General features: G+C 39.0%; 22 protein-coding genes. 10 read left to right on the forward strand and 12 right to left on the reverse strand.

Translation table 11 applies throughout. From position 1 onward, the window contains the following. Position 1 precedes the first annotated feature (1 nt). A complete protein-coding gene (nagZ, locus tag EV694_RS00410; protein WP_132687693.1) occupies positions 2-1,051 on the forward strand; it encodes a beta-N-acetylhexosaminidase in 1,050 nt (349 codons plus the stop codon). Between the two features lie 5 nt (positions 1,052-1,056). Next, a complete protein-coding gene (rlmC, locus tag EV694_RS00415; RefSeq protein ID WP_132687695.1) occupies positions 1,057-2,250 on the forward strand; it encodes a 23S rRNA (uracil(747)-C(5))-methyltransferase RlmC in 1,194 nt (397 codons plus the stop codon). Positions 2,251-2,373: 123 nt separating this feature from the next. Here rlmC and EV694_RS00420 read toward each other — a convergent pair whose 3' ends face one another. From EV694_RS00420 to EV694_RS00430, 3 genes are read right to left on the reverse strand one after another with little or no spacing between them, the layout of a single operon-like run. Then, positions 2,374-3,444: a polysaccharide deacetylase family protein gene (locus EV694_RS00420; RefSeq protein WP_132687698.1), complete on the reverse strand. Its 1,071-nt coding sequence runs from the start codon at positions 3,442-3,444 to the stop codon at positions 2,374-2,376. A 5-nt stretch (positions 3,445-3,449) separates the two neighbouring features. Beyond that, positions 3,450-5,186 carry a DUF3413 domain-containing protein gene (locus tag EV694_RS00425; RefSeq protein WP_132687701.1) on the reverse strand — a complete coding sequence of 579 codons (1,737 nt, stop codon included), beginning with the start codon at positions 5,184-5,186 and terminating at the stop codon, positions 3,450-3,452. 7 nt (positions 5,187-5,193) lie between these two features. Next, on the reverse strand, positions 5,194-5,415 hold the full coding sequence (locus EV694_RS00430; protein ID WP_132687704.1) for a DUF1414 domain-containing protein: 222 nt from the start codon (positions 5,413-5,415) through the stop codon (positions 5,194-5,196). A gap of 131 nt (positions 5,416-5,546) precedes the next feature. On the opposite strand from EV694_RS00430, the gene yejK reads away from it, so the two are divergent. After that, positions 5,547-6,578, forward strand: coding sequence for a nucleoid-associated protein YejK (yejK, locus tag EV694_RS00435; RefSeq protein WP_132687706.1), 1,032 nt, complete (start codon positions 5,547-5,549; stop codon positions 6,576-6,578). 88 nt (positions 6,579-6,666) lie between these two features. Further along, positions 6,667-7,074 carry an outer membrane protein assembly factor BamE gene (gene bamE / locus EV694_RS00440; RefSeq protein ID WP_132687709.1) on the forward strand — a complete coding sequence of 136 codons (408 nt, stop codon included), beginning with the start codon at positions 6,667-6,669 and terminating at the stop codon, positions 7,072-7,074. Between the two features lie 44 nt (positions 7,075-7,118). Here the strand turns inward: bamE and der are convergent, their stop codons facing one another. From der to argR, 3 genes are all read right to left on the reverse strand, one after another. After that, positions 7,119-8,648 carry a ribosome biogenesis GTPase Der gene (gene der, locus EV694_RS00445; RefSeq protein WP_132687712.1) on the reverse strand — a complete coding sequence of 510 codons (1,530 nt, stop codon included), beginning with the start codon at positions 8,646-8,648 and terminating at the stop codon, positions 7,119-7,121. A 195-nt stretch (positions 8,649-8,843) separates the two neighbouring features. Then, positions 8,844-9,731 carry a TIGR01777 family oxidoreductase gene (locus EV694_RS00450; protein ID WP_132687715.1) on the reverse strand — a complete coding sequence of 296 codons (888 nt, stop codon included), beginning with the start codon at positions 9,729-9,731 and terminating at the stop codon, positions 8,844-8,846. A 10-nt stretch (positions 9,732-9,741) separates the two neighbouring features. Further along, positions 9,742-10,209 carry a transcriptional regulator ArgR gene (gene argR / locus EV694_RS00455; RefSeq protein ID WP_132687718.1) on the reverse strand — a complete coding sequence of 156 codons (468 nt, stop codon included), beginning with the start codon at positions 10,207-10,209 and terminating at the stop codon, positions 9,742-9,744. 193 nt (positions 10,210-10,402) lie between these two features. Here argR and mdh point away from each other — a divergent pair, with 193 nt between their 5' ends. Then, complete coding sequence (mdh, locus tag EV694_RS00460; protein ID WP_132687721.1) at positions 10,403-11,338, forward strand: malate dehydrogenase; 936 nt, start codon at positions 10,403-10,405, stop codon at positions 11,336-11,338. Between the two features lie 86 nt (positions 11,339-11,424). Here mdh and tilS read toward each other — a convergent pair whose 3' ends face one another. Beyond that, positions 11,425-12,723 carry a tRNA lysidine(34) synthetase TilS gene (tilS, locus tag EV694_RS00465; protein WP_132687723.1) on the reverse strand — a complete coding sequence of 433 codons (1,299 nt, stop codon included), beginning with the start codon at positions 12,721-12,723 and terminating at the stop codon, positions 11,425-11,427. A 112-nt stretch (positions 12,724-12,835) separates the two neighbouring features. Between tilS and EV694_RS00470 the strand changes: the two genes are divergently transcribed. Then, on the forward strand, positions 12,836-13,222 hold the full coding sequence (locus EV694_RS00470; RefSeq protein ID WP_132687729.1) for a YbaN family protein: 387 nt from the start codon (positions 12,836-12,838) through the stop codon (positions 13,220-13,222). Between the two features lie 10 nt (positions 13,223-13,232). On the opposite strand, the gene EV694_RS00475 is transcribed toward EV694_RS00470, so the two are convergent. The 5 genes from EV694_RS00475 to EV694_RS00495 all read right to left on the reverse strand — a co-directional run bounded on the left by EV694_RS00475 (position 13,233) and on the right by EV694_RS00495 (position 17,893). Next, positions 13,233-13,826: a chalcone isomerase family protein gene (locus EV694_RS00475; RefSeq protein ID WP_132687731.1), complete on the reverse strand. Its 594-nt coding sequence runs from the start codon at positions 13,824-13,826 to the stop codon at positions 13,233-13,235. Between the two features lie 41 nt (positions 13,827-13,867). After that, positions 13,868-15,130, reverse strand: a complete 1,263-nt coding sequence (locus EV694_RS00480; RefSeq protein WP_132689154.1) for a multifunctional CCA addition/repair protein — start codon at positions 15,128-15,130, stop codon at positions 13,868-13,870. Positions 15,131-15,138: 8 nt separating this feature from the next. Next, complete coding sequence (locus EV694_RS00485; RefSeq protein WP_132687733.1) at positions 15,139-15,753, reverse strand: TIGR04211 family SH3 domain-containing protein; 615 nt, start codon at positions 15,751-15,753, stop codon at positions 15,139-15,141. A 169-nt stretch (positions 15,754-15,922) separates the two neighbouring features. After that, positions 15,923-17,185, reverse strand: coding sequence for an inorganic phosphate transporter (locus EV694_RS00490; protein ID WP_132687735.1), 1,263 nt, complete (start codon positions 17,183-17,185; stop codon positions 15,923-15,925). 27 nt (positions 17,186-17,212) lie between these two features. Then, complete coding sequence (locus EV694_RS00495; RefSeq protein WP_132687737.1) at positions 17,213-17,893, reverse strand: TIGR00153 family protein; 681 nt, start codon at positions 17,891-17,893, stop codon at positions 17,213-17,215. A 215-nt stretch (positions 17,894-18,108) separates the two neighbouring features. Between EV694_RS00495 and EV694_RS00500 the strand changes: the two genes are divergently transcribed. The 4 genes from EV694_RS00500 to EV694_RS00515 all read left to right on the forward strand — a co-directional run bounded on the left by EV694_RS00500 (position 18,109) and on the right by EV694_RS00515 (position 23,843). After that, complete coding sequence (locus tag EV694_RS00500; RefSeq protein WP_132687739.1) at positions 18,109-19,194, forward strand: CYTH domain-containing protein; 1,086 nt, start codon at positions 18,109-18,111, stop codon at positions 19,192-19,194. A 3-nt stretch (positions 19,195-19,197) separates the two neighbouring features. Beyond that, positions 19,198-20,577, forward strand: coding sequence for a DNA repair protein RadA (gene radA, locus EV694_RS00505; protein ID WP_132687742.1), 1,380 nt, complete (start codon positions 19,198-19,200; stop codon positions 20,575-20,577). A gap of 92 nt (positions 20,578-20,669) precedes the next feature. After that, positions 20,670-21,149: a leucine-responsive transcriptional regulator Lrp gene (gene lrp / locus EV694_RS00510; RefSeq protein WP_132687745.1), complete on the forward strand. Its 480-nt coding sequence runs from the start codon at positions 20,670-20,672 to the stop codon at positions 21,147-21,149. Positions 21,150-21,167: 18 nt separating this feature from the next. Next, complete coding sequence (locus EV694_RS00515) at positions 21,168-23,843, forward strand: DNA translocase FtsK (protein ID WP_481584869.1); 2,676 nt, start codon at positions 21,168-21,170, stop codon at positions 23,841-23,843. The last annotated feature ends 31 nt before the right edge of the window (positions 23,844-23,874 follow it).

Genomic DNA, 23,874 nt, shown 5'->3' on the forward strand with positions numbered 1-23,874 from the left:
TATGTCAACCCTATTAATTGATCTGGCAGGAAAAGAACTTAGCCAAGAAGAAGTAGAAATTTTACATCATCCACTGGTTGCAGGGGTGATTTTATTTAGCCGTAATTTTTATGATCTTGACCAAATTCAGGCCTTAGTAAAATCCTTACGTCAACGAGTTAATAAGCCATTATTGATTACCGTTGATCAAGAAGGGGGGCGAGTACAGCGTTTTCGCCAAGGCTTTACCCAATTACCCGCTATGCAAGCCTTTGCCCAACAGCTTGATGATCCCCAAGCTCAACAGGCAATGGCATTAGAGGCTGGTTGGACAATGGCGAGCGAAATGCGAGCCTTAGATATTGATTTGAGTTTTGCTCCCGTATTGGATTTAGGTCATCAATGCCAAGCCATTGGCGATCGCAGTTTTGGCGAAGATTGGCAACAGGTAGTGAATTTAGCGCGTGCTTTTATTCTTGGTATGCAACAAGCCAAAATGCCCGCCACAGGCAAACATTTTCCGGGGCATGGGCAGGTCATTGCCGACTCTCATTTAGAAACGCCTATTGATGATCGCCCTCCACAAGCAATTTGGCAACAAGATATTAAACCTTTTCAAACCTTGATTGAGCAAAATTTATTAGGAGCAATTATGCCAGCTCATGTGGTTTATTCACAATGTGATAGCCAACCGGCTAGTGGATCTTCCTATTGGCTACAACAGGTGCTACGTCAGCAACTTGACTTTAAGGGCGTGATATTTTCCGATGATCTGGGTATGGAGGGAGCGAGCTTTATGGGGGATTTTGTACAACGTTCCCATTGTGCTTTAAAGGCGGGGTGTGATTTATTATTGCTTTGTAATAATCCTCAAGCGGTTATTCAACTCTTAGATCATTTCAAATATCAAGAAACAACGGCACAAGCCAGTTTACGTCAACAACGTATCCAAACCTTATTCCGTCCTCAACCCTTTAATTGGCGTGAATTGACTCGCTCGCCACGTTGGATAGCCAATCATAATGCCTTAACCCAATTACAACAAAATTGGTTAGCGATAAAACAAGGATAACATTCATGCAGTTAGCGATCCCTTGTCAACATTATCAACAGCTTGAATGTCAATCTTGCCAGTGGTTGACCTTGCCTTATGCGCAGCAAGTACAACGCAAGCAAAACCATCTCGCTCAACAGCTGACAGGGCTTATTCAAGCGACAACCCAATGTTTACCTGCGGTAACCTCGCCACAACAGGGGTTTCGTAATAAAGCCAAAATGGTGGTGAGTGGTGTGGTTGAACGCCCGAAATTGGGCATACTAAAAGCCATTGATGATCCACAAAGTGCGGTGGATTTAACGGATTGTTTATTGTATCCGCCACATTTTCAAGCTATTTTTTTACAGTTAAAAGATTTTATCGCTCGAGCAGGGCTAGTGCCTTATAACGTAAAAAAACAGAAAGGGGAGCTTAAATATATTTTGCTCACAGAAAGCCGTTATAATGGCGAATTAATGCTACGTTTTGTGGTGCGTTCGTCTCGTCGCTTAAGTTTGGTACAGCGAGAATTAGCGGGCTTAATGGCAAAATTGCCTAAGCTCAAAGTGGTAAGTTTAAATATTCAACCGCAACATTCTGCGGTATTAGAGGGCGAACAAGAGATTTTTTTGACGGAACAACAAAGCCTATTAGAGCAGTTTAACCAAATTCCGCTTTTTATTCGTCCACAAGGCTTTTTCCAAACTAATCCCATTGTGGCTGAACAGCTTTATGCTACAGCGGCAGAATGGATAAAAACCTTACCTATTCAGCATTTATGGGATTTATTTTGTGGGGTTGGTGGCTTTGGCTTGCATTGTGCTAAGGCTTTAAAACAAGCTCAATCCGAAGTGAGTTTAACCGGCATTGAAATTTCTGCATCCGCCATTGCTTGTGCCAAAAAATCCGCTCAATTATTGGGATTAACGCAAGTGAATTTTCAGTCATTGGACAGTGCAGAATTTGCACTTAAGCAACGTGAACAACATTTGCCTGATTTAATTATTGTTAATCCGCCAAGACGTGGTATAGGGCAATCGCTCATTCAATTTCTTAACCAAATCAGACCGCACTTTTTGCTTTATTCAAGCTGTAATGCCATAACGATGACACAAGATTTAAAGCAATTAACCGATTATCATCTCAGCAAAGTTCAACTCTTTGATATGTTCCCTCATTCTTTCCATTATGAAGTGCTAGTGTTGTTGGAAAGAAAAAATAATCCTTTAGTTTGAAATAGTCGTCCCACTTTAAACTCATACAATATTGGTACGCCTTGCTGTACTTTTAGTATTGTCTCAGCGTACCCTCTTATTTTAAATTGAAAGGACTATCGTTTTTTAAACAATTTGCCCCTATCATTTTCTCATAAAAAGTTTTTTCACTTTATAATGCCAATAGCCATAATCGCATTGAATGTTACGAGAAAAATCTTCAATGTTTTTAAAGGTTTCACAATCTAAGCGATAAATGCAATTAGGGTTTAGAGGGGAGGAATTTGCGCCTTTTTTCGTGGTAATAAAGGTATTTACCCCTAATTGTTTTAGATATTTTTGGCTTATATGAGAACGTTGTCCCCAAGGATAAGCCAGTGCGGTAGCATTGTAACCTAGATGCTGTTTTATAAGTTGTTGATTTTGTTTGATTTCATCATACATATAAGCAAAAAACTGTTTTTTGTTTATCGGCTGGAAGTAATGGCTTTGCTGTTGTTTAAAATGTTGGCTAAGCCATATTTGTCGTTGTTTTAGGTTTTTTTGTTGAAAAGCCTTTTGTTGCACAATCTGTTGGTATTTGCTGATAAAATCCTTATGTGGCAAATAGCCTTTGACCGCAAGGCGACTTCTGAATTTAAACAGCGGTAAACCATTAAACAGGTTAGAATGTTGTTGTTGCCGGTATAGCCCCTTAAAAAATAAGCTAAAACTTTCGCGTTTTAGGTATTCTGAGGTGCTGTGATCGTAAAAGCCTGTGACTTCAGTACTTTTTGGGATCAAGCTGTGGGAATGGGTATGTAGCTGAAAATCAATAAGCCCACTTTGATACATTTCTTGAATTTGTTGCCAAGTTAAGTAGTTTTCATCAATATCAATGTATTTTGTATTAAGAAATATGGTTGCTTTGAGGTTAAATTGTTTAAGAATAGGGTAAGCCAACTCATAGTTACTGCGATAACCATCATCAAAGGTAATGAGTATGCTGTTAGCGGGTAATTGATAATTTTTTGCGATAACTTGTTGAAAAGTAAAGGTCTGGTAGCCTTTGATCTTTTCCATTTGTTGTTGGAAATCTTGGATAAACACGCCGTGCAGGTTATTTTCTGGGTTAATATGATGATACATTAAGCAATGTATTTTTGGCTTTTTACGATGAAATAAGTATAAATATCCGCCTAATAGCATTAGGCTAATAATTAAAATCCACAACATATTGGTTAATCCGCAAAAAATTGATGGTTTTGACGAAAGACTTCTAAAAATAATCCTAATGGTGGGCTTGCGGAGTTTTCCGCTTGATAGTCTGCATTATATTTTTGATAATTTCCTTTATCATCAATATGATATTGAGTGCCATTAGGCGTGATAATCACCTTCCAGCGATAATTACCTGCTATTACCCAATTAAATTGCCGTTCAGGGGCAAAAAGATTTTCCCCTTGGCTATATGTATAAGATGGATTTTTTACGCCGTAAAAAGGGAGTAATGTGGCAAATAAATCCACATGGCTCGTAAGTTTATTGATCTTGCCCACAGGTAAATCTTTGCCATAGATAATCAATGGCACTTGAATTTGTTGGCGTGAGAAATTGTCTTGTAGTTGTAGTTGATGATCGTCCGTAAATTGATAGCCATATTCTGCAGTAATGATCACTAATGTATTTGATTGAATTTGGTTTAAGAGTGGTGCTAATGCTTGATCTAGTTTATGCAATGCCTGTTGATAGGCTTCTTGATCGAGATTATTGGCAATATTGAGATCTAAATAAGCCAATAAAGGTTGTTGCTGGGTTAGGGCGTTTTGATACCAATGTTGTAACGCCTGTATGCTTTGTTGTTGTGTTTGATTGGCTTGATTTTTTGGTGTTATTTTGCCCAAAATGGATTGGCGAAATAAAAATTGGTTGAAATTGTTATCGGAAAATAAGCCAATTTGATAATGTTGCTGTTGAGCTAATTGGAGCAATAATGAGCTGAGGTGAGCATTTAATAAACTATCCACATAATTGGCATTAAGCCCATAAAATAGCCCTGCTAAGCCTGTATTGGCATTATTCCCTGTGCTGTAATGGTTGGTGAACTCGCTTGCTTTATCGGCAAATTGGCGAAGTGCTGGCATTGTTGTCGGCGTAATCGCATCATAACGCAAACCTGCGATAGTAATAAATAATATATTTTGGGCTTGATGATGAGGATCAATCTCTAAAGGCTGTTTCGGATAATCTAATTTCGCTGCCTCTGGCCGTCCCTGCTGTTGAATGGTTTGGCGATATTCTTGTTTATCTAAAAAACCATGTTTTTGTAAAAATGAGCGGGCGGTCATTGGGTAAGACAATGGGAAATTAGATTTTTGCATAGTAATAGGGCGATAAAGTACAGCATCAGCCCAAGTATAGATTAAGTGGGTAGCGATAAAACAACTAAAAAAGAGCGGAGCGATCCAAGTTCGCCATTTTTGCCGATTTAAACTGCGTAATTTATACCAAGACCAGCGAGAAAATACCATTTCAGTCAGTAAAATTAACGGCATAAAGGCAAAAAAGATTTGCCAACTACGGGCTAACTCGCCATTTTCAGGATTGACTAATAAATTCCAGACAACGGAAGATAAATGGAAATTAAATTCAGCAAAAACTTGGGTATCAATCAATAAAAGGCTAATACATAATGTGGCGATAATCACACTTAAGCCACGAAAAGTGCGGTGGTTTTTGACGATAAAACTGAGTGGAAAAATAATCAGTAAATAGAAAGCAAAGACCACAAAACTGAAATGCCCTAATATGCTGATGAAAAAATAAACTCGTGCAAATAGGGTGTCAGGCCAATCGATTAAAAAGGCATAGCGTGCCCCAATAATGATTGCCCAAATAATATTGAAAAAAGCAAACCAATGCCCCCACGAGATTTTTTGTGAGGTATCTTCTTTGTATTGTCTGCTTACTTTAATCATTGATGCGTTATTTTTTTGGTTGTACGGAATCAAGTAATGCTTTCGCAAAGGCTTGGGCTAAGGCTACACGTTGTTTTTCGCCCATATTATTTATGAGTAAATTTGAAGTCATATTGCCTAATAAGACAAGGGATAAATCTACGGAGGCTTGATGTTTTTCTAGTACGGCGATCATTTCCGCTAAAATAGGATTAATCTGTTGATCTGTATATTTTGATGTTTTTGCCATAGTCTTTTTATCATTTTATTGAATGAATAACTCAATAATATTAGCATATTTTATTCCTGTTTTAGTTAAAAAAGTAGAGAGAATTGCATTATAATGCTAAAAATTTTCCCTTATGTGAGTACATAAAGATTATGAGTATAAATGTTAAACAAATTGTATTACATCAGTTAGTAGCGGAAACGCCTATTGAACAAGAAGCCTCTCAAGCTGAAAATCAAGTGTCTTTAGCGGTGCAATTACGACAAGAGGTATTGCCTGTTAATGCCGAAGTCCAACAAATGATGTTACTCTTACATCAAGGCTATCAAAATAAAGCTAAAGGCTATGGTGTTTTTCAATCTTCTTCATTGTTTGCCCAATGGTTGAACGAATTTTTAGAACGTGAACAGGATTTTTTAACCTTTAGTCATCAATCAGCAAAATTATTGGCGACAGAATTGAGCAAATATGTGTTTGCGGACAGTGGAACCTTTATTTTGTGCCAATATAATTTTTTAGCCACAGATTATTTATTTATTGCATTATTGGATAGTCGTTCAAGTATGTTAGTGGACGACAACTTAGAAATTCATCGCACCCAATATTTAGATATTAATCAGTTTGATATTGCTTGTCGTATTAATTTAACTGAATTACAAGTCAATGCTAACTCTAACCGCTATTTAACCTTTGTGAAAGGGCGAGTAGGGCGTAAAGTCAGTGATTTTTTCTTGGATTTTCTTGGCGCAGAAACCGGCTTAGATCCACAATTACAAAATCAATGTTTACTACAAGCGGTTGAAGATTATTGTGAACAAGGGGAATTAAATAAAGAACAAACTCGTGCCGTAAAAAAACAAGTGTTTGATTATTGTAAAGGGCAAATTAATGCTGGTGATGAAATTGGTCTAAGGGAACTTTCCGATAATATGCCTACTCTAAATGAACAGCCTTTTGCTGATTTTACGGCACAACAAGATTATGGATTAGAACAAAGTATTCCTCCCGTACGTTCGGCGTTGAAAAGTTTAACCAAATTTTCAGGATCAGGAAAAGGCATCACCATTAGTTTTGATGCTGCATTGTTAAATTCGCGTATTTATTGGGACGCTAATACCGATACGCTTACCATTAAGGGAATTCCACCGAATTTACGGGAGCAATTAGAAAAGCAAAAAGACTAATTGATGAGAATGAGTTGGCTTTCAAAGTAAGTTTAGGTATTATCAACAACAGAATTTTATGACAACAAGGTAAAAAGGTAAGATTTCTATGCGATTAAAATCCGTTATCAGTATCGCCTGTTTAGCTATGGCGGTAACTGCTTGTTCTAGTGTGGACAGAATTGTTTATCGAATTGATGTGCCACAAGGAAATTATTTACAGTCTTATGAGGTAGAACAATTAAAAGCCGGTATGAATGCTGAACAAGTACAATATTTATTAGGTACGCCCGTATTAACCGATCCTTTTAGTGCAAATACTTGGTACTATGTTTACCTTGAACAACGTGGTTATGAAAAACCTGATCAACATACGCTCACAGTGAATTTTGATCATAATCGAATCGTCACCAGTTTTCATCTTGATCGCCCTTTGCTTGACAGTGATCAAGTTTTTGAAAATAATACAATTATTGATGCTAAACCCGCAAAATCAGCCTGGTGGAAGTTTTGGTAAAATAACATAACAAAATTGCCAGTAAATACTGGCAATTTTTTCACTTATTTTTTTGACTTCTTAATAAATTTCATTAACCGTTTACGCTTGCGTAATTGCGTTGGCGTCAAGGTATTACGCCGCCCCGCAAAAGGATTGCTCCCTTCTTGTAACAATAACCGAATTGGGCTACCAATAATTTTTAAGCTACGGCGATAATAATTGGTAAGATAACGTTTATAAGAATCAGGTAAACGTTCAATTTGATTACCATGCACAACAATAATCGGAGGATTATAACCGCCTGGGTGTGCATATTTTAACTTAATACGACGTCCACTTACCATAGGAGGCTGATGTTCATCAGTGGCCATTTGTAAAATACGCGTGAGCATAGATGTCGTCATTTTTTGTGTAGCACAAGCATAAGCCTCTTGAATAGACTCAAATAAATTTCCTACGCCACTACCATGTAAAGCAGAAATAAAATGGATACGAGCAAAATCAATAAAATCTAAACGGCGATCTAACTCGGATTTCACCTGATCTTTAATCTCTTGATCTAAACCGTCCCATTTATTCACCACAATGACTAAAGAACGCCCCGCATTTAAAATAAAGCCTAATAAAGACAAATCCTGATCAGAAATACCTTCGCGTGCATCAATCGTCAATAACACCACATTAGCATCTTGAATGGCTTGCAACGTTTTTATCACAGAAAATTTTTCCACTGTTAGCGTCACTTTACCCCGTTTACGCACCCCAGCGGTATCAATCAAGGTATATTGCTGGCCATCACGCTCCATAGGAATATAAATACTATCTCTGGTGGTGCCGGGCATATCATAGACTACCACACGATCTTCGCCTAAAATCCGATTTGTTAAGGTAGATTTACCCACATTAGGGCGACCAACAATCGCAATTTTAATGCTTTTTTCTTCATTATCTTGCGCTTCATCTTCTAGGGCTTGATCCAATAATTGACTCTCTTCTTCATTATTAAAATCAAAGTCGTGTTCCCATTCATCTTGTACAGCGATTTCCTCAAAATTTTCGTCATTTTGCACTGCACTTTCACTTGATTCAGCCTGTTGTTCAAATAATGGCACAAGCACATTTTCCATTAATTGGTTTACTCCTCGCCCTTGTGAAGCAGCGATTTGTACCACTTCCCCCAAGGCTAACTGATAAAATTCAGCACAATGGGAATCCGCATCAATACCATCGGTTTTATTGGCGACTAATACCGTTTTCTTTTGTTGCCGTTGACGTAAATATTGTGCAATACCAATATCGGCGGAAGTCAGCCCTGCTCGTGCGTCCACTAAAAATAGCACCACATCCGCTTCGTCAATAGCCAATAGGGATTGTTCAGCCATTTTTTCTTCAACGCCTTGCTCCGAGCCATCAATCCCCCCAGTATCAATCACAATAAAATCATAACCAGCAATATGGGCTTGTCCATATTTACGATCGCGTGTTAAACCCGGAAAATCAGCGACCAAGGCATCTCTGGTACGCGTTAAGCGGTTGAATAAGGTGGATTTCCCCACATTAGGACGTCCAACTAATGCAACAACAGGAGTCATAAAAAACCTCAATTACTTTATCAAAATTTGTTTATAGCTGTTTCAATTTAAAATAAGACAAGGCAGTATGCCGATGACAGTACAAATAGTACGGCGAGGCGTACCCACACCGCATTATTTTAAAGTGGAACGGCTATATTATAGCGGAAATTTATTGCTGGCGATACAATGAATAAAAGCCGTTATCTTTCCCTCTTAAGTCAAGATTTTTGATAAGGTCTCTTTTAAACTAGGATAACCAAACTCAAACCCCATCGCTTGTAATTTTATGGGAAAGGCGTTTTGGCTATCCAATAATAATTGTGCTCGTTCGCCGAGTATAAGGCTTAATAAACAACGGGGTACAGCCATTATTGCTGGGCGTTTAAGTTGTTGTGCTAAGATTTTATTAAATTCTTGATTGGTAACAGGGTAAGGCGACACCAAATTAAAACTACCTTGGCAAGCTGGATTATCCAACAAAAAAACAATCGCTTTGACCATATCCTCAAGGCTAATCCAAGCCCAATATTGCTTGCCATTCCCCAATTTTCCCCCTAAACCCACTTGGTAGAGAGGAAGCATTGCCTTTAATGCCCCCCCTTGTTTTGCTAAGACAATACCTGTCCGCAGTAAACAAACTCGTGTTTTAGCATCAAGAGCAGTTTGTTCCCACTGTTGGCAAAGTTGAGCAGGAAATTGATTACCACTTTTCGTATTCTCATCAATGAGTTGTTGTCCACAATCGCCATAATAGCCCATTGCCGAACCAGAAATAAAAGTATGAGGTGGTGTTTGGCTTTGGTTAATTCGTTGTACTAATTGTTGGGTGAGATGAATACGGCTATTGACGAGTTTCTGCTTTTGCTTATCTGTCCAATAATGTTTAAAAATAGGCTCGCCAGCTAAATTGATAATAGCATCAAACCCATTAAAATCTTGATAGTCGTTGAGATCCGTACAAATGTCCACGTTATCTGCAAATAGCTCTTTCGCTTTTTGTGATGAGCGTGTTAGCACCGTTACTTGATGTTGTTGCTGAATAAGTTGTTTCGTCAGTTGTTGTCCGACTAATCCTGTTGCACCTGTTACCAAGATTTTCATTTTTACCCCGTTATAATGCCTTATTAAAAAGTCGTTGAATATTTGCCATCAGTTGTTCAATATCGGTGTCTTTGGTTGGGGTAATAAAAATGGTGTCATCGCCTGCAATGGTTCCTAAAATACCATCGCTTTTTCCCAAAGAATCCAGTAAGCGAGCGATTAATTGTGCCGCACCCGGCGTGGTTTTGACCACAATTAACATCGCATTATAATCAATATCTAATACTAGATTTTTTAAGGGACTACTGGTATTAGGGACACTCAGTTCTGCAGGCAAACAATAAACCATTTCCATACGGCTATTACGTGTACGCACCGCACCAAACTTAGTGAGCATTCGTGACACTTTAGATTGGTTAATTTGCTCAAATCCTAATGCCTGTAAGGCATTGACAATCTCACTTTGTGAGCCAAAACGTTCTTGTGAAAGTAAATGCTTAAATGCACTTTGTAGTTTATCTGTTTTATTTGTCATCATTATTTTATTGGTTGTGAAAATTGCATAAATTTTGCATAAAAATGCAAATGATAGCAATAAAAAGTTAGAAAATAAGGTATTTTTATTGGAAAATTTGCACTAGATCGCAATATTGAATTAATCTCATTGAATTTCTTTTCCCCCAGCCTTACACTATAGCCAGTGTGTCTTATTATTAATTAAGGAGTCTTATATGAAAGTAGCCGTCTTAGGTGCCGCAGGTGGTATTGGTCAAGCCTTAGCATTATTATTAAAATTACAATTACCTGCTGGTTCTGAATTATCTTTATATGATATTGCCCCAATCACCCCAGGGGTTGCCACAGATGTGAGCCATATTCCTACTGCCGTTAAAGTCAGTGGTTTTGCAGGCGAAGATCCGACACCTGCCTTACAAGGTGCCGATGTGGTATTAATTTCTGCAGGCGTGGCAAGAAAGCCCGGTATGGATCGTTCTGATTTATTTAATATTAACGCTGGCATTGTACGTAATTTAGTAGAAAAAGTAGCGACAACTTGCCCAAAAGCCTGTGTGGGCATTATTACTAATCCTGTGAACACCACCGTTGCCATTGCCGCTGAAGTCTTAAAAAAAGCAGGCGTTTATGACAAACGTAAATTATTTGGTGTAACGACCTTAGATGTAATACGTTCAGAAACCTTTGTGGCTGAACGTAAAGGATTAGAGATTAATCATGTTAATGTGCCTGTAATAGGCGGTCATTCTGGCGTCACTATTTTACCATTATTATCTCAAGTTCAAGACGTTAGCTGGAATGATGAAGAAGTTTCCGCATTAACTCATCGTATCCAAAATGCAGGTACTGAAGTGGTTGAAGCCAAAGCGGGTGGTGGTTCAGCGACTTTATCTATGGCACAAGCCGCCGCACGTTTTGCCCGTTCTCTGGTAAAAGGATTAAGTGGCGAATCTGTTGTTGAATGTACTTATGTGGAAGGTAATGGCGAATATGCCCGTTTCTTTGCACAACCTGTGCGTTTAGGCAAAGAGGGGGTAGAAGAAATTTTACCTATTGGTAAATTAAGTAGCTTTGAGCAATCTGCACTAGATAATATGTTAGCTACTTTGCGTGCGGATATTGAGCTAGGCGAGAATTTTGTTAATCAATAATATTATTATTCCATTTTAATGCTTTATAAGGCGAATCAATATTCGCCTTTTTATCCATTTATACCCTCTATAAAACAATCACCTCCCTATCCCAAAACAACAAAAAAACCCACCGCACTTTTTAATTTTTGTTGTTGGAAAATGAGAGGAATGCGTTGGCGTTGCCAGACGGGGACGTTGAGTTGTTGCCACACTTTTTTGATATCTTGGTTTGGGCGTTTTTCTTCAAGTTTGAGCTTGCCTGAATAGCCAAATCTGACTTCAAATTGATCGTCTTGTGCATAAAATTCACTGTGGTAGTTTTGGGTTTCTGTTTGCCAAAGTGCGGTGAGTTTTTTACCTTTTTTTTGTAAGGTTAATGTACCTAATTGATCGGGCAAGTGAATAGGGCTATCAATGCGGAGTTCTAGTTTTACTTGGCTTAAATCTTGATAAGGTGGGGTAATAAATAGCCGTTGTTGGTAACGGCGTAGTATGACTTGCCCTAAACGAAATTCTGGGGTTCTATCCCTTTTAGCAAATACCACTTCGGCAAGGATATGTTCTAGTTGTTGGCTTGAGGGCATAGAAAGATGATGATGTTGTAACCATAAACGCAACAAGGCGGCTTGTTTTAAGGGGGAATACTGTGAAAAATTGGCAATATCAAGGGTTTTTTCTGTTTGTTGATAAATTTGGGCAAATTCCTCGGCGAGTAATTCATTGATTAATTGTTGTTGTTGATAACAATGTTGTGCAGAGCGTTGTACTGCCTGATCAAAATGTTGCCAACGTTGACGTAAGATAGGAAGTACCTCATTGCGTAAAAAATTACGATCATATTGATTATCTAAATTGCTTTCATCATTGATCCAACAAATACCTTGTTGTTGCACATAATCCTGTAATTGCCAACGTGAAAATGTTAATAAAGGGCGAAAAATAGGCATATCAAATAATTGGCTTTGTGTTTGCATTGCGCCTAGACCTTGAATACCGCTACCACGTTTTAATGCCAACAAAAAACTTTCGCTTTGATCTTGTTGATGATGGGCGGTCACTAAGATTTCGTTGCTAAAACGATGTTGCTTGATGGCTTGATAACGAGCTTCTCTTGCCCCAGCTTCAATGCCTTGTCCTGATTGAACCTGTACTTTTTCACTGATAAAAGGAATTTGCCATTGTTGGCAAAGCTGTTGACAATGGCTTAGCCATTGATCCGCATGGGGGCTTAAATTATGATGAATATGGATAGCTCGCAAGGAAAAGTGCGGTTGTTTTTCACGCAATTTTTTGCATAAACTGAGTAAGGCTGTGGAGTCTAAGCCACCACTAAACGCAATTAAAAAGGCTTGTGGTGGGCGGTAATATAGCTGTATTTGCTCGATAAATTGTTGTTCAATCATATATTATTGTGATGATGTTGATAGTTAAATTCAATAATATTCATCATGTAAAAATTAACAAAATCCGATATACTTGAAAACCATTTTTGTTTTCATTCATTAAGTATTATTTATGCGAATTATTTATATTTTATTAGGTTTTCTTTGTTTAGCATTGGGTATTATTGGTATTTTTCTTCCGTTATTGCCAACCACACCTTTTTTATTATGTACTTTATTCTTTTTTACCAAAAGTTCAGAACGTTTATCAAATTGGTTTATGCAAACCCAAATTTATCATAAACATTTAAAAACGTTTCATGAGCAACGGGCATTAACGCTGAAATCCAAGATTGCGATTTTGTGCCTTTCTACGTCTATGATGGGGCTTTCTTTTTATTTTATGTCTAATATTTATGGACGAATCAGCATTATTCTTTTATTAGTTATTCAATATTGGTTTTTCTTTTTTTGGATTAAAACCCTACCTGCGGAGCAAAAGGAAAATAATCCTCAGTAACTTGATATATTTAACTAAGTGGCGTTGTGGCTTCTAAATCAAGTTTAGGATCAAGATTCTCTTGGTTTGTTGGGGCGATCTCAGGGGTATTATGTGGTAATTTTTCCGTTTGGGTTTTATCTTTATTACCTAATAAAGCGTTTTGTAAACGTGAAAAATTGCTATTCTCTGCCAGCCAAATAGCAATAACCGCATCACTAAACGCCGCATCAAAATTATGGTTAAGCACTGTATCATTTAGCACAAAATACCCTTGATCTTCCATTGCAATATAACTCAGTTGATCATTGGGTTGTAAGTCAGGGAAAATGGCTTGTAAATCCTCTAACACTTTATGTTTATTAAAGCCTTCAATGTTGAGAGAATTCATTTCTTTCATTAGGGTTATCGCAAAACTTTTTCCCTCTACGGGTTTATTAAATTTGATGGTCAACATTAAAGGGCGAATGCCTGCTTTGTATTCCCCAGTTTCAGTATAAAGTGCAATGGTATAGACGTGAAAAGGCCCCCAAGTATAATCGGCTTTTCCTACCATTTTCCATTGGGCAAAAAGTAAGCTAGGTAAGCCATAACAGAATAAGAATAAAAGGGATTTTAATTTCATAGCCTGTGCTTATTTAAGTCAGTAATCTCGTCATTATAATGCTAAATTGAGGATTGGTGTAGAGTATTTTTAACCCTATTTTTATAATCCCTCACCACTTGAATACGTCTTTTATTCAGTTCATTTTTAATGCCTTGTTTTTGATAACCCTCAGCAATAATTTGTTGGATATCCACTTGGCGAGCAAGTTGGTAAGCCTCTGCTATATACTCTTTTTGTGGATAGGGGCGTTGTTCAAAGCCTAACCGTCCTTGACTATCCGCTTGGCAAACTAAGAGTAGATCTTGTAGTCGTTCTGGTTTACGCCATACATCAATATGATTAAATAATTTGATAATGGTTTCTGGGCGAAGTTCATAGGCACGATGAATATGGCTATGGTATTGGCAACAAATTTGGGCGAGTTGGGTAAATTCATTAGGGACTTTTAACCGTTGGCAGAGATGAGCAAGGGGGATAAGCCCTTTTTGCTCGTGTCCATAATGATGAGGATACAGGGATTTTGGCGTTAGTCCTTTGCCTAAATCATGACAAATTGCCGCAAAACGAACCGCACTTTTATGGGGATGATTTTGACTAAGTTGTGTGGCTTGTTGTAACACCATAAGGCTATGAATAAAGCTATCAATTTCGGGGTGGTGTTTAGCAGGGTTAGGCACGCCATTTAATTTGTCTAATTCTGGAAAAAGGACGGCTAATGCCCCTACTTGTTGTAACAATTGGAAATAAATATCAGGATTGTTTTCGTTTAGGGCTTTTTCTGTTTCTCGCCATACACGTTCTGCTGAAAGTGTGCTTAATTCTCCTGTTTGGCTAATTTGTTGCATTAAGGTTAGGGTTTCTTCTGCGACTTTAAAGCCTAAATAATGAAAGCGTGCGGCAAAGCGTGCCACTCTTAATACTCTCAGTGGATCTTCACTAAAGGCTGGAGAAACGTGGCGTAATAGCCTTTGTTGTAAATCTTGAATACCGCCATAGGGATCGTAGAAATGACCTTGTGAATCTTGGGCAATGGCATTAATGGTGAGATCACGCCGTAAAAGATCTTGTTCTAGGCTTACATTGGGGTTGCTGTCGCAGATAAAGCCAGTATAGCCTTGTCCTGCTTTGCGTTCGGTGCGAGCAAGGGCATATTCTTGCTTAGTTTGAGGATGAAGAAAAACAGGGAAATCTTTGCCCACAGGCTGAAATCCCTGTTCTAATAATTGTTCGGGGGTTGCCCCTACAACCACCCAATCTTTATCTTTAATCGGTAGGGAAAGCAGTTGATCTCTGACTGCACCACCGACTAAATAAATTTGCATCATTGGAATTATACCCAACCATCACGACGGCGACGGCGTTTTGGCAAAATAAATGGAATAATTAGCCCTAAAATCAAGCCAACACCCAATACTGAGCCGCCATAAATAAACCATTGGATCGCAATTTCTCGTTTGCCTGCATCAAGCATTGCTTCTAAATCACGGTTTTTATTACGAGTGATTTCAAGCTCACGGTTAAGCTGTGAATTGCGTTCTAATAATTCGCTACTTTGTTGCTCGGCTTGTTTGGTACGGCGTTGCATTTCAGCGGTACGCTGTTGCCAATCTTCATCTAATTTATTGAGTTTTAAGGTTAATTCTTGAATTTGGCGTTTTAATTGTGGATTTTCTTCACGACTACTTGGGCTATCGCTAAGTTCACTCGTGAGAATCCAAGCCTCGCGATTACGGCTATCACGAATCAAACTATATTTATCTTTTTGGTTTAATACGGTCACTTTTTCACCAGCTTGGATTGCGCCTGCAATACGGTATTGATCACCCGCCCCACGGCGTAAAAAAGTATTTAGGTTTTCGCTGACATAACGTGTTTCAGCAATCACTTGTTGAGCAAAAGCAAGACATAAGATAATAGGAAGAAAGATTTTTGTGATAGTTTTCATAATATCCTTAAATATGTTTGAGAGAGTGCTATAGTCGTTCCACTTTAAAATGATACAGCGTTGGTACGCCTCGCCGTACTACTTGTACTGTCTTCGGCGTACCGCCTTGTCTCATTTTAAATTGAAACGACTATATTAATCATATTAATCATAGCACTCTCTTGCGGAATTAACGGAAAATCGCGTTTAAAGTAGAGTAAATAATTATTGCACCAATGGCACCTGCAGGTAGGGTAACCACCCAAGAAGCAACAATATTACGGATCACATTTAAATTCAGTGCGGCGATACCACGAGCAAAGCCTACCCCTAATACTGCTCCCACTAAGGTTTGCGTGGTGGAAATAGGTAAGCCTGTGCCAGAGGCAATGACCACCGTAATCGCACAAGCGAATTCAGCAGAGAAACCACGGCTTGGGGTTAAATCCGTAATTCCTGTACCAATGGTTCCCATTACACGATAGCCCATAACGGCCATACCTAATACAATCCCAAATGCGCCGAGTGGTAAAATCCACCATACTAATTGAGATTTGGCGACGATTTCGCCGTTATGTTCAATAATGGATACCACTGCGGACAATGGCCCAATCGCATTAGCAACATCATTAGAACCATGGGCAAATGCCATAGAACAAGCGGTCATCAACATTAAAATACTAAAGACTTTTTCAACCCCACCGAATGTACCCCCTTGGATACGATTTTTGAAGGATTCGCTACGTAAGTAAAAGTGGCAAGCAATAATGGCAATAATCGCAATGGCAAGCGAAATAAAAAAGGTTTCGGTTAAGGTAAGGTGTAAACCAACGTGTTTTAGCCCTTTGGTTAGGGTAACGATACAGAGAATAAAGGCGGTTAAGCCCATATAATAAGGTCCAAAACGTTTGGCATTTTTAAGGGGTTCTTCGGTATCAAAAATCAATTTTTGGGTACTGATAAAAATACTATAAGACACAATACCCGCTACGACTGGCGTAATAAACCAACTCCCTACGATATTGCGAATTTCACCCCATTCTACTGCTTGTGACCCCACAGTAATTAAGGCAAAGCCAATAATGGCCCCGATAATAGAATGGGTGGTGGAAACTGGCCAGCCCATTTTAGAAGCGATAAATAACCAAACACCTGCGGCAAGTAGAGCAGACATCATACCTAATACTAAGGTATCAGGGGCATCAGCAAATTGCATGGGATCAATGATTCCGCTTTTAATGGTTTCTGTGACTTCCCCCCCAGCGAGATAGGCCCCAGCAAATTCAAAAATCATTGCAATAAAAATCGCTTGTTTAGCGGTAATTGTACCAGACCCCACAGAGGTACCCATTGCATTGGAGACATCATTAGCCCCAATACCAAAAGCCATTAATAGCCCAAAAACGGCGGTGATAATAATAAATAAGGAGCCATACTGGTTGATAATTTCCATTGTCTTTTCCTATTTAATATAACATTATTACGAACGTGCAATCATCAGTTCAATGCGTGAGCCAACACGCTGAGCCTGATCAGCAAGTACACCGACCCATTCAATAATTTTGTATAAAAACATCATATCAATGGGATTGTATTCCGTTTCAATTTTCATTAATTCACGTCTTAATTTAATTTGCATACGATCAGTATCGTCTTCAATGGCATCTAATTCATTGATCATATTATTAACTAACGTCAATTCACGACCACGAAAGCCTGTTTCAAGCAGTTGATCCATTTCATCGATCACTTTATGGGCTTGTTGTGCGGCATCAATGCTACGTTGTAAAAAGTGGAGAAAATCCGTTTGAATAAGGGTTGGAATGGCTAATTGACGCCCAATTACACGCCCAGCAATATCTTTTGCATAATTAGCTAATTTATCTTGTTGAGTCACCAACTCAAGTAAATCCGTACGATCAATCGGCAGGAATAAACCTCTTGGCAATTTTAGACGAATTTCACGTTTTAAGGTGTCAGCTCGGCGTTCTAATTCAGAAATTTTTACACGTAATTCTTCTGCTTCTTCCCATTGATCAGCAAAGGTTTTCTCAAAAAAAGACACTAATAATGCACAGCTATCAGTGACCTTTGCTGAATGTTTTTGTAAAGGTTTTAAGGGGGAATGAGCAAACAATCCCAAAATATTATTCATCGCCATATCAGGTTACTCCGATAAATTAATCATTTTCTAGGGTTATTACTGTTAAAATAAATATAAAAATTTATGCTAACCAGTAAAATTTATGCGAATATTACAAGATATGGCATTGAAATTCACGATTTTTCAGTGAAAAACTTTGTTTTTTATTGGAGGATAATACGAGTTTTTGACGAAAAATTGTTGCTAACGGTTTGATTTAATAAGGTTTTATTATGAATAAAGAAATTGAATTAAAATTGACAGTAAACCAGGCTTTTGCTGATTTTTTGAGCCAACAAATGAGTGATTTTCATCTTTTAGGGCAAAAAAAACGTTTTTTGACAAATTGTTATTATGATACCGCTGAACATTTTTTTGCCAAGCAGCAAATGGGTTTGCGTGTACGAGGCGAGAATGAACACTTTGTATTGACCCTAAAAACCAAAGGGCAAGTGCAAGCAGGGCTACATATCCGCCCAGAATACAATATACCGTTGCTTTCCTCATCGCCAATATTGCAGCAATTTGCTGAACAGTTTGCCGATAATCCTATTAAAGAATTGGCAGATAAAGATTTATATCAATTAGAGCAACAATTAATTCCCATTTTTCGGACGGATTTTTGTCGCCAGAGTTGGCAAGTGGAGCTGGCTAATTATAGTGAAATTGAGGTGGCGTTAGATCAAGGGGAAATTATTGTAAATGAAAGTCTTAAAGCCCCTATTTGTGAGGTAGAATTTGAATTAACCCAAGGTAATATTGCGGATTTATTTCGTTTTATCAAAAATTTAACCTTAACCGATGGTATTCGTTTAAGTTCTTGCAGTAAAGCGGAGCGAGGTTATCAGTTAGCTAAGGTCAGCAATATCGTACCACAGGATTGGGTGGCGAAATGGTGCGATTTCTTAAAGGCGACGCAACAAAAAAATTCTCATCAAATTTTGACCGCCCTTTTACAATATGAGCAGCAGTTGATCGAAGAAACGGTGGCATTAGGGGCTGATTATTTTGCTGATACCTTTATTCATACGGTGGAACGTGTTGGGGCGTTTTTTAATCTTTACCATTATTATCAAGATAATGCCAAATTATTGGGGCAATGCCTTGAGCAAAGACAATCTACTGTGCCAGTTGATGAAGATATTGTAGAAGAGATGATTGAGGCGAATGATTATGTGTATCAACAGATAAAACAGATTATTCGCCAGCATAGTGAAAACCAAAATAATCAACAAGCTATGCAAGTATTAATTGAATTGTTGCATTTAGGCAGTTATGTACCAAGATTAATCAATTTATTATGGCTGACTCAGGAGTAAAGAATGGCGAAAGCAGCGAAAACCGCTTATGTGTGTAATGAATGTGGGGCGGATTACCCTCGTTGGCAAGGACAATGTTCCGCTTGTAAATCTTGGAATACCATTACGGAAGTGCGTTTAGCCCCAGCAAAGTCGGCAAAGGGCGATCGTTTTAGTGGTTATGCGGGGGAAACTCAAGCGAAAATCCAAACCTTAGCGGAAATTAGTTTGCAAGAAACCCCAAGGTTTGGCAGCGGTTTTAATGAGTTAGATCGGGTGTTAGGGGGCGGTATTGTGCCAGGTTCTGCCATTTTAATTGGTGGACACCCAGGGGCAGGAAAATCCACATTACTGTTGCAAGTGATGTGCCAATTATCGCAAAAAATGACCGCTCTTTATGTGACAGGGGAAGAATCTTTGCAACAAGTGGCAATGCGTGCCAACCGTTTAGGTTTGCCTACGGATCAGTTACAAATGTTATCGGAAACTTCGGTGGAACAAATTTGTCATTTGGCGGATCAACTTAAACCTCAACTCATTGTAATTGACTCTATTCAGGTAATGCACCTTGCCGATATTCAATCTTCGCCCGGCAGTGTGGCACAAGTGAGAGAATGTGCGTCATTTTTAACTCGTTATGCCAAAACTCGTCAGGTGGCGATTGTGATGGTGGGACATGTCACCAAAGACGGCACTTTGGCGGGGCCGAAGGTATTGGAACACGTGATCGACTGTTCCTTATTATTGGAGGGGGAAACCGACTCACGTTATCGTACCTTGCGTAGCCATAAAAATCGTTTTGGGGCGGTGAATGAACTTGGCGTGTTTGCGATGACCGAGCAGGGCTTGCGTGAAGTAAAAAATCCTTCTGCCATTTTTCTAAGCCGAGGCGATGAACAAACCTCAGGTAGCTCGGTGATGGTGTTATGGGAGGGAACTCGCCCTCTTTTGGTGGAAATTCAAGCCTTGGTGGATCATTCCATGTTAGCCAATCCTCGCCGTGTTGCGGTGGGGTTAGAACAAAATCGTTTAGCCTTATTATTAGCGGTGTTACATCGTCATGGCGGTTTACAAATGTCCGATCAAGATGTGTTTGTTAATGTGGTAGGTGGTGTTAAGGTCAGTGAAACCAGTGCGGATCTTGCTTTGTTGCTTGCCTTGATTTCTAGCTTCCGCAATAATCCACTGCCACAAGATTTGGTGGTATTTGGCGAAGTGGGCTTAGCGGGTGAGATTCGTCCTGTACCCAGTGGGCAAGAGCGGATCTATGAAGCGGCGAAACATGGTTTTAAACGTGCTATCGTGCCTTTTGCCAATAAACCCAAAAGTGCGGTCAAAAATATGCAAGTTTTTACTGTAAAAAAATTGGCGGACGCTTTGGCAATCTTGGAGCAATTTGATTAATCCGCCGAGAATGAAAGATCAAGGCAAAATTCATAAAAAAATCGTGTAGAATAGGCAGGTTCAAATGAAATGCGTGATGATAAGGTAGAATTATGGATAAAAAACTGGTTAAAGCATTGGATCATATTGATATAAAAATTTTGAATGAATTGCAACGCAATGGCAAAATTTCAAATATTGATTTATCAAAAAAAGTGGGCTTATCGCCGACACCTTGTTTAGAGAGAGTAAAACGCTTGGAAAAGCAAGGGGTTATTATGGGCTATCGTGCCTTATTGAACCCTGAATTATTAGACTCGCCTTTATTAGTGATTGTGGAAATTACCTTAGTGCGTGGTAAACCTGATGTTTTTGAAGCCTTTAATGTCGCGGTACAACAGCTTGATGAAATCCAAGAATGTCATTTGGTATCGGGGGATTTTGACTATTTGCTTAAAACCAGAGTGGCGGATATGGCGGCTTATCGTAAATTATTAGGCACAACCTTGCTACGTTTACCCGGTGTTAACGACACACGTACTTATGTTGTGATGGAAGAAGTGAAACAGACAAATTTTTTACAATTAAAATAACGCAAGATGATTGAACGAATGAAAATAGGTTTTACGCCAAAGCAATATTTGGCAGAGTTAGTGTTTTTCTTTTTTGCTTTATTTGGTTTATATCTTATTGTGGCTTGGTCAAGTTATAGCCCTATTGATAATGCTTGGTCAGTGTCCAGTTATCAACCAGAAAGTATTAATAAAGCGGGGGCATTAGGGGCTTGGCTAATTGATTTATTTTTTACCTTATTTGGTTATATGGGCAATATATTGCCCTTTTTGTGTTTTTTTGTGCCTGTTTATATTTTATGCAGTAAAAAAGCCAAAACTTTATCCAAATTAACGATTTTTATTACATTGATTAGCTTTACTTTCTTCTTATTAGGGCTAAGCCTATTGGCGAAGTTTGCCTTGCCAAATTCAAATTATTACTTATCGGGAGGGGTATTAGCCAGTTGGCTAAATCTTGTGCTTGCCCCTTATATTGGCGATTTTGGCGTGGTATTGCTAGCAGTTTGCGCCACCATTATTGGCTTTATTTGTTGTTCTGGTACTTTATTTGTAGGTGTATTGGTTAAGTTTTATCGTTGGCTAGCAGGTAAAAATAATGAGGAGCAAACACCAACACAACAAAGCTCAGAGAAAAACCCACCGATTACGGCAGAACCTAGTATTAAGCCAACGGAAAATCAAATGGTAAATGTGGCGAACTTTGTGAAACCGACAATAACAGGTTTAGACAATAACGCACCAGAGCATATTACAGAACAGCATAGTGAACAGGAAGAACATCACTCAACTTCTCAAGTGGCAACGCCATTTTTTGCCCAAGGGGGAGAGGAGATTTCACGAGAAAATATTGATTTTCATTTTAATACAGAGCAAGACAGCGAATTGCCTAAAGTGAGCATTGCGGAAAATTATCAAGAACCGCCATTGCCATTAAATACCGCTTTTCAGGTGGTTCATTCCTCTTCAGATTTGCCAGAAATGCCGAAAGTGAGTTTAGTTAATCCTGTTCAAGGGGATAAAGAAAGTCAACCCCTTGCGGTTGAACAAAACAATGCCTCATTGGCAACTGATAAGCACAATGTTGAGGTAGAACAAGCAAATGGCGAGCCAGTGGTCACCTTATCTCATCTTGACGAAGCCACAGATAAAATTGAGCCGCCAGCTTATAAACCTTATGAGGGCAGTTTAATTCATCCTTTATTACAGCCTACCCAAACCAATACGGCAAAACCGACAACACCTATGCCGAGCTTGGATTTATTGGAGCGTCATACGGTGCAAGCCAACCAAGTGACGCGTGAGGAAACCTTACAAACCGCACAACATATTAGCCAAAAATTACAGGATTTTGGTGTCAAAGCGACGGTGGAAGATATTTTAGTTGGACCTGTGGTAACCCGTTATGAATTAGCCTTACAACCTGGGGTTAAAGCCGCTAAGGTAACTAGCATTGATCGTGATTTAGCTCGTGCCTTGAGTTTTAGTTCTATTCGTGTAGCAGAAGTGATTCCAGGCAAGCCTTATATTGGCATTGAAGTACCTAATCAACGGCGACAAGTGGTGTGGCTACGCGATGTGTTGAACTCTAAGGAATTTTTGCAATCTAATTTCCTGTTGCCAATGGCATTGGGTAAGGACATCAGCGGCAAGCCGATTGTGATTGATCTAGCCAAAACTCCCCATTTATTGGTGGCAGGTTCAACGGGGTCAGGAAAATCCGTTGGGATTAATACAATGATATTAAGCCTATTATTTAAGGTAAAACCTGAAAGCGTTAAGTTTATTATGATTGATCCTAAAGTGGTGGAGTTATCCATTTACAACGATATTCCTCACTTACTCACGCCAGTGGTAACAGATATGAATAAGGCAGCAAATGCCTTACGTTGGTGCGTTGAGGAAATGGAACGCCGTTATCAATTATTATCAAAACTTTATGTACGTAATATTGAAGGCTACAACGAAAAGATCGATCAAGCGGCAGCAATGAATTTACCGATCCCTGATCCATTGTGGAAACCAGGCGATAGCATGGATACTATGCCACCGGCATTAGAAAAAATGAGCTATATCGTAGTCATCGTTGATGAATTTGCTGATTTAATGATGGTGGCAGGCAAACAAATTGAGGAATTAATAGCCCGATTAACCCAAAAAGCACGTGCGGTAGGTATTCATGTGATTCTAGCCACACAACGTCCTTCCGTTGATGTGATTACAGGCTTGATTAAATCCAATATCCCTAGTCGTATTGCCTTTACGGTGGTACAACGCAACGACTCTCGTACCATCTTGGATCAAAATGGGGCAGAGGCATTATTAGGGCGTGGCGATATGTTATACCTTGGTAATGGCACCACAGATTTAGTGCGTGTTCATGGTGCTTTTATGAGCGATGAAGAGGTACGCCGTGTGGCTGATGATTGGCGAGCAAGGGCGAAGCCTCATTATATTGATGCCATTTTAGAAAATAGTGCGGAGGATGATGGCAATAGCCCTATGCTTATGGACGATGAGCTTGACGGTTTATTTGATGAAGTGGTGGAATTTGTGGTCAGTACAGGCACAACCTCAACATCAGCAATCCAACGCCGTTTTCGTGTGGGCTTTAATCGTGCCGCTCGTATTATGGATCAGCTTGAAGAACAAGGTATTGTTTCCGCAATGCAAAATGGAAAACGCGAAGTGTTAGCACGCAACAGCGACTATTAATTAATCATTTATTAATGAGCAAAAGGAAAAG

The sequence above is a fragment of the Volucribacter psittacicida genome (assembly GCF_004339025.1).
GTDB lineage: Bacteria > Pseudomonadota > Gammaproteobacteria > Enterobacterales > Pasteurellaceae > Volucribacter > Volucribacter psittacicida.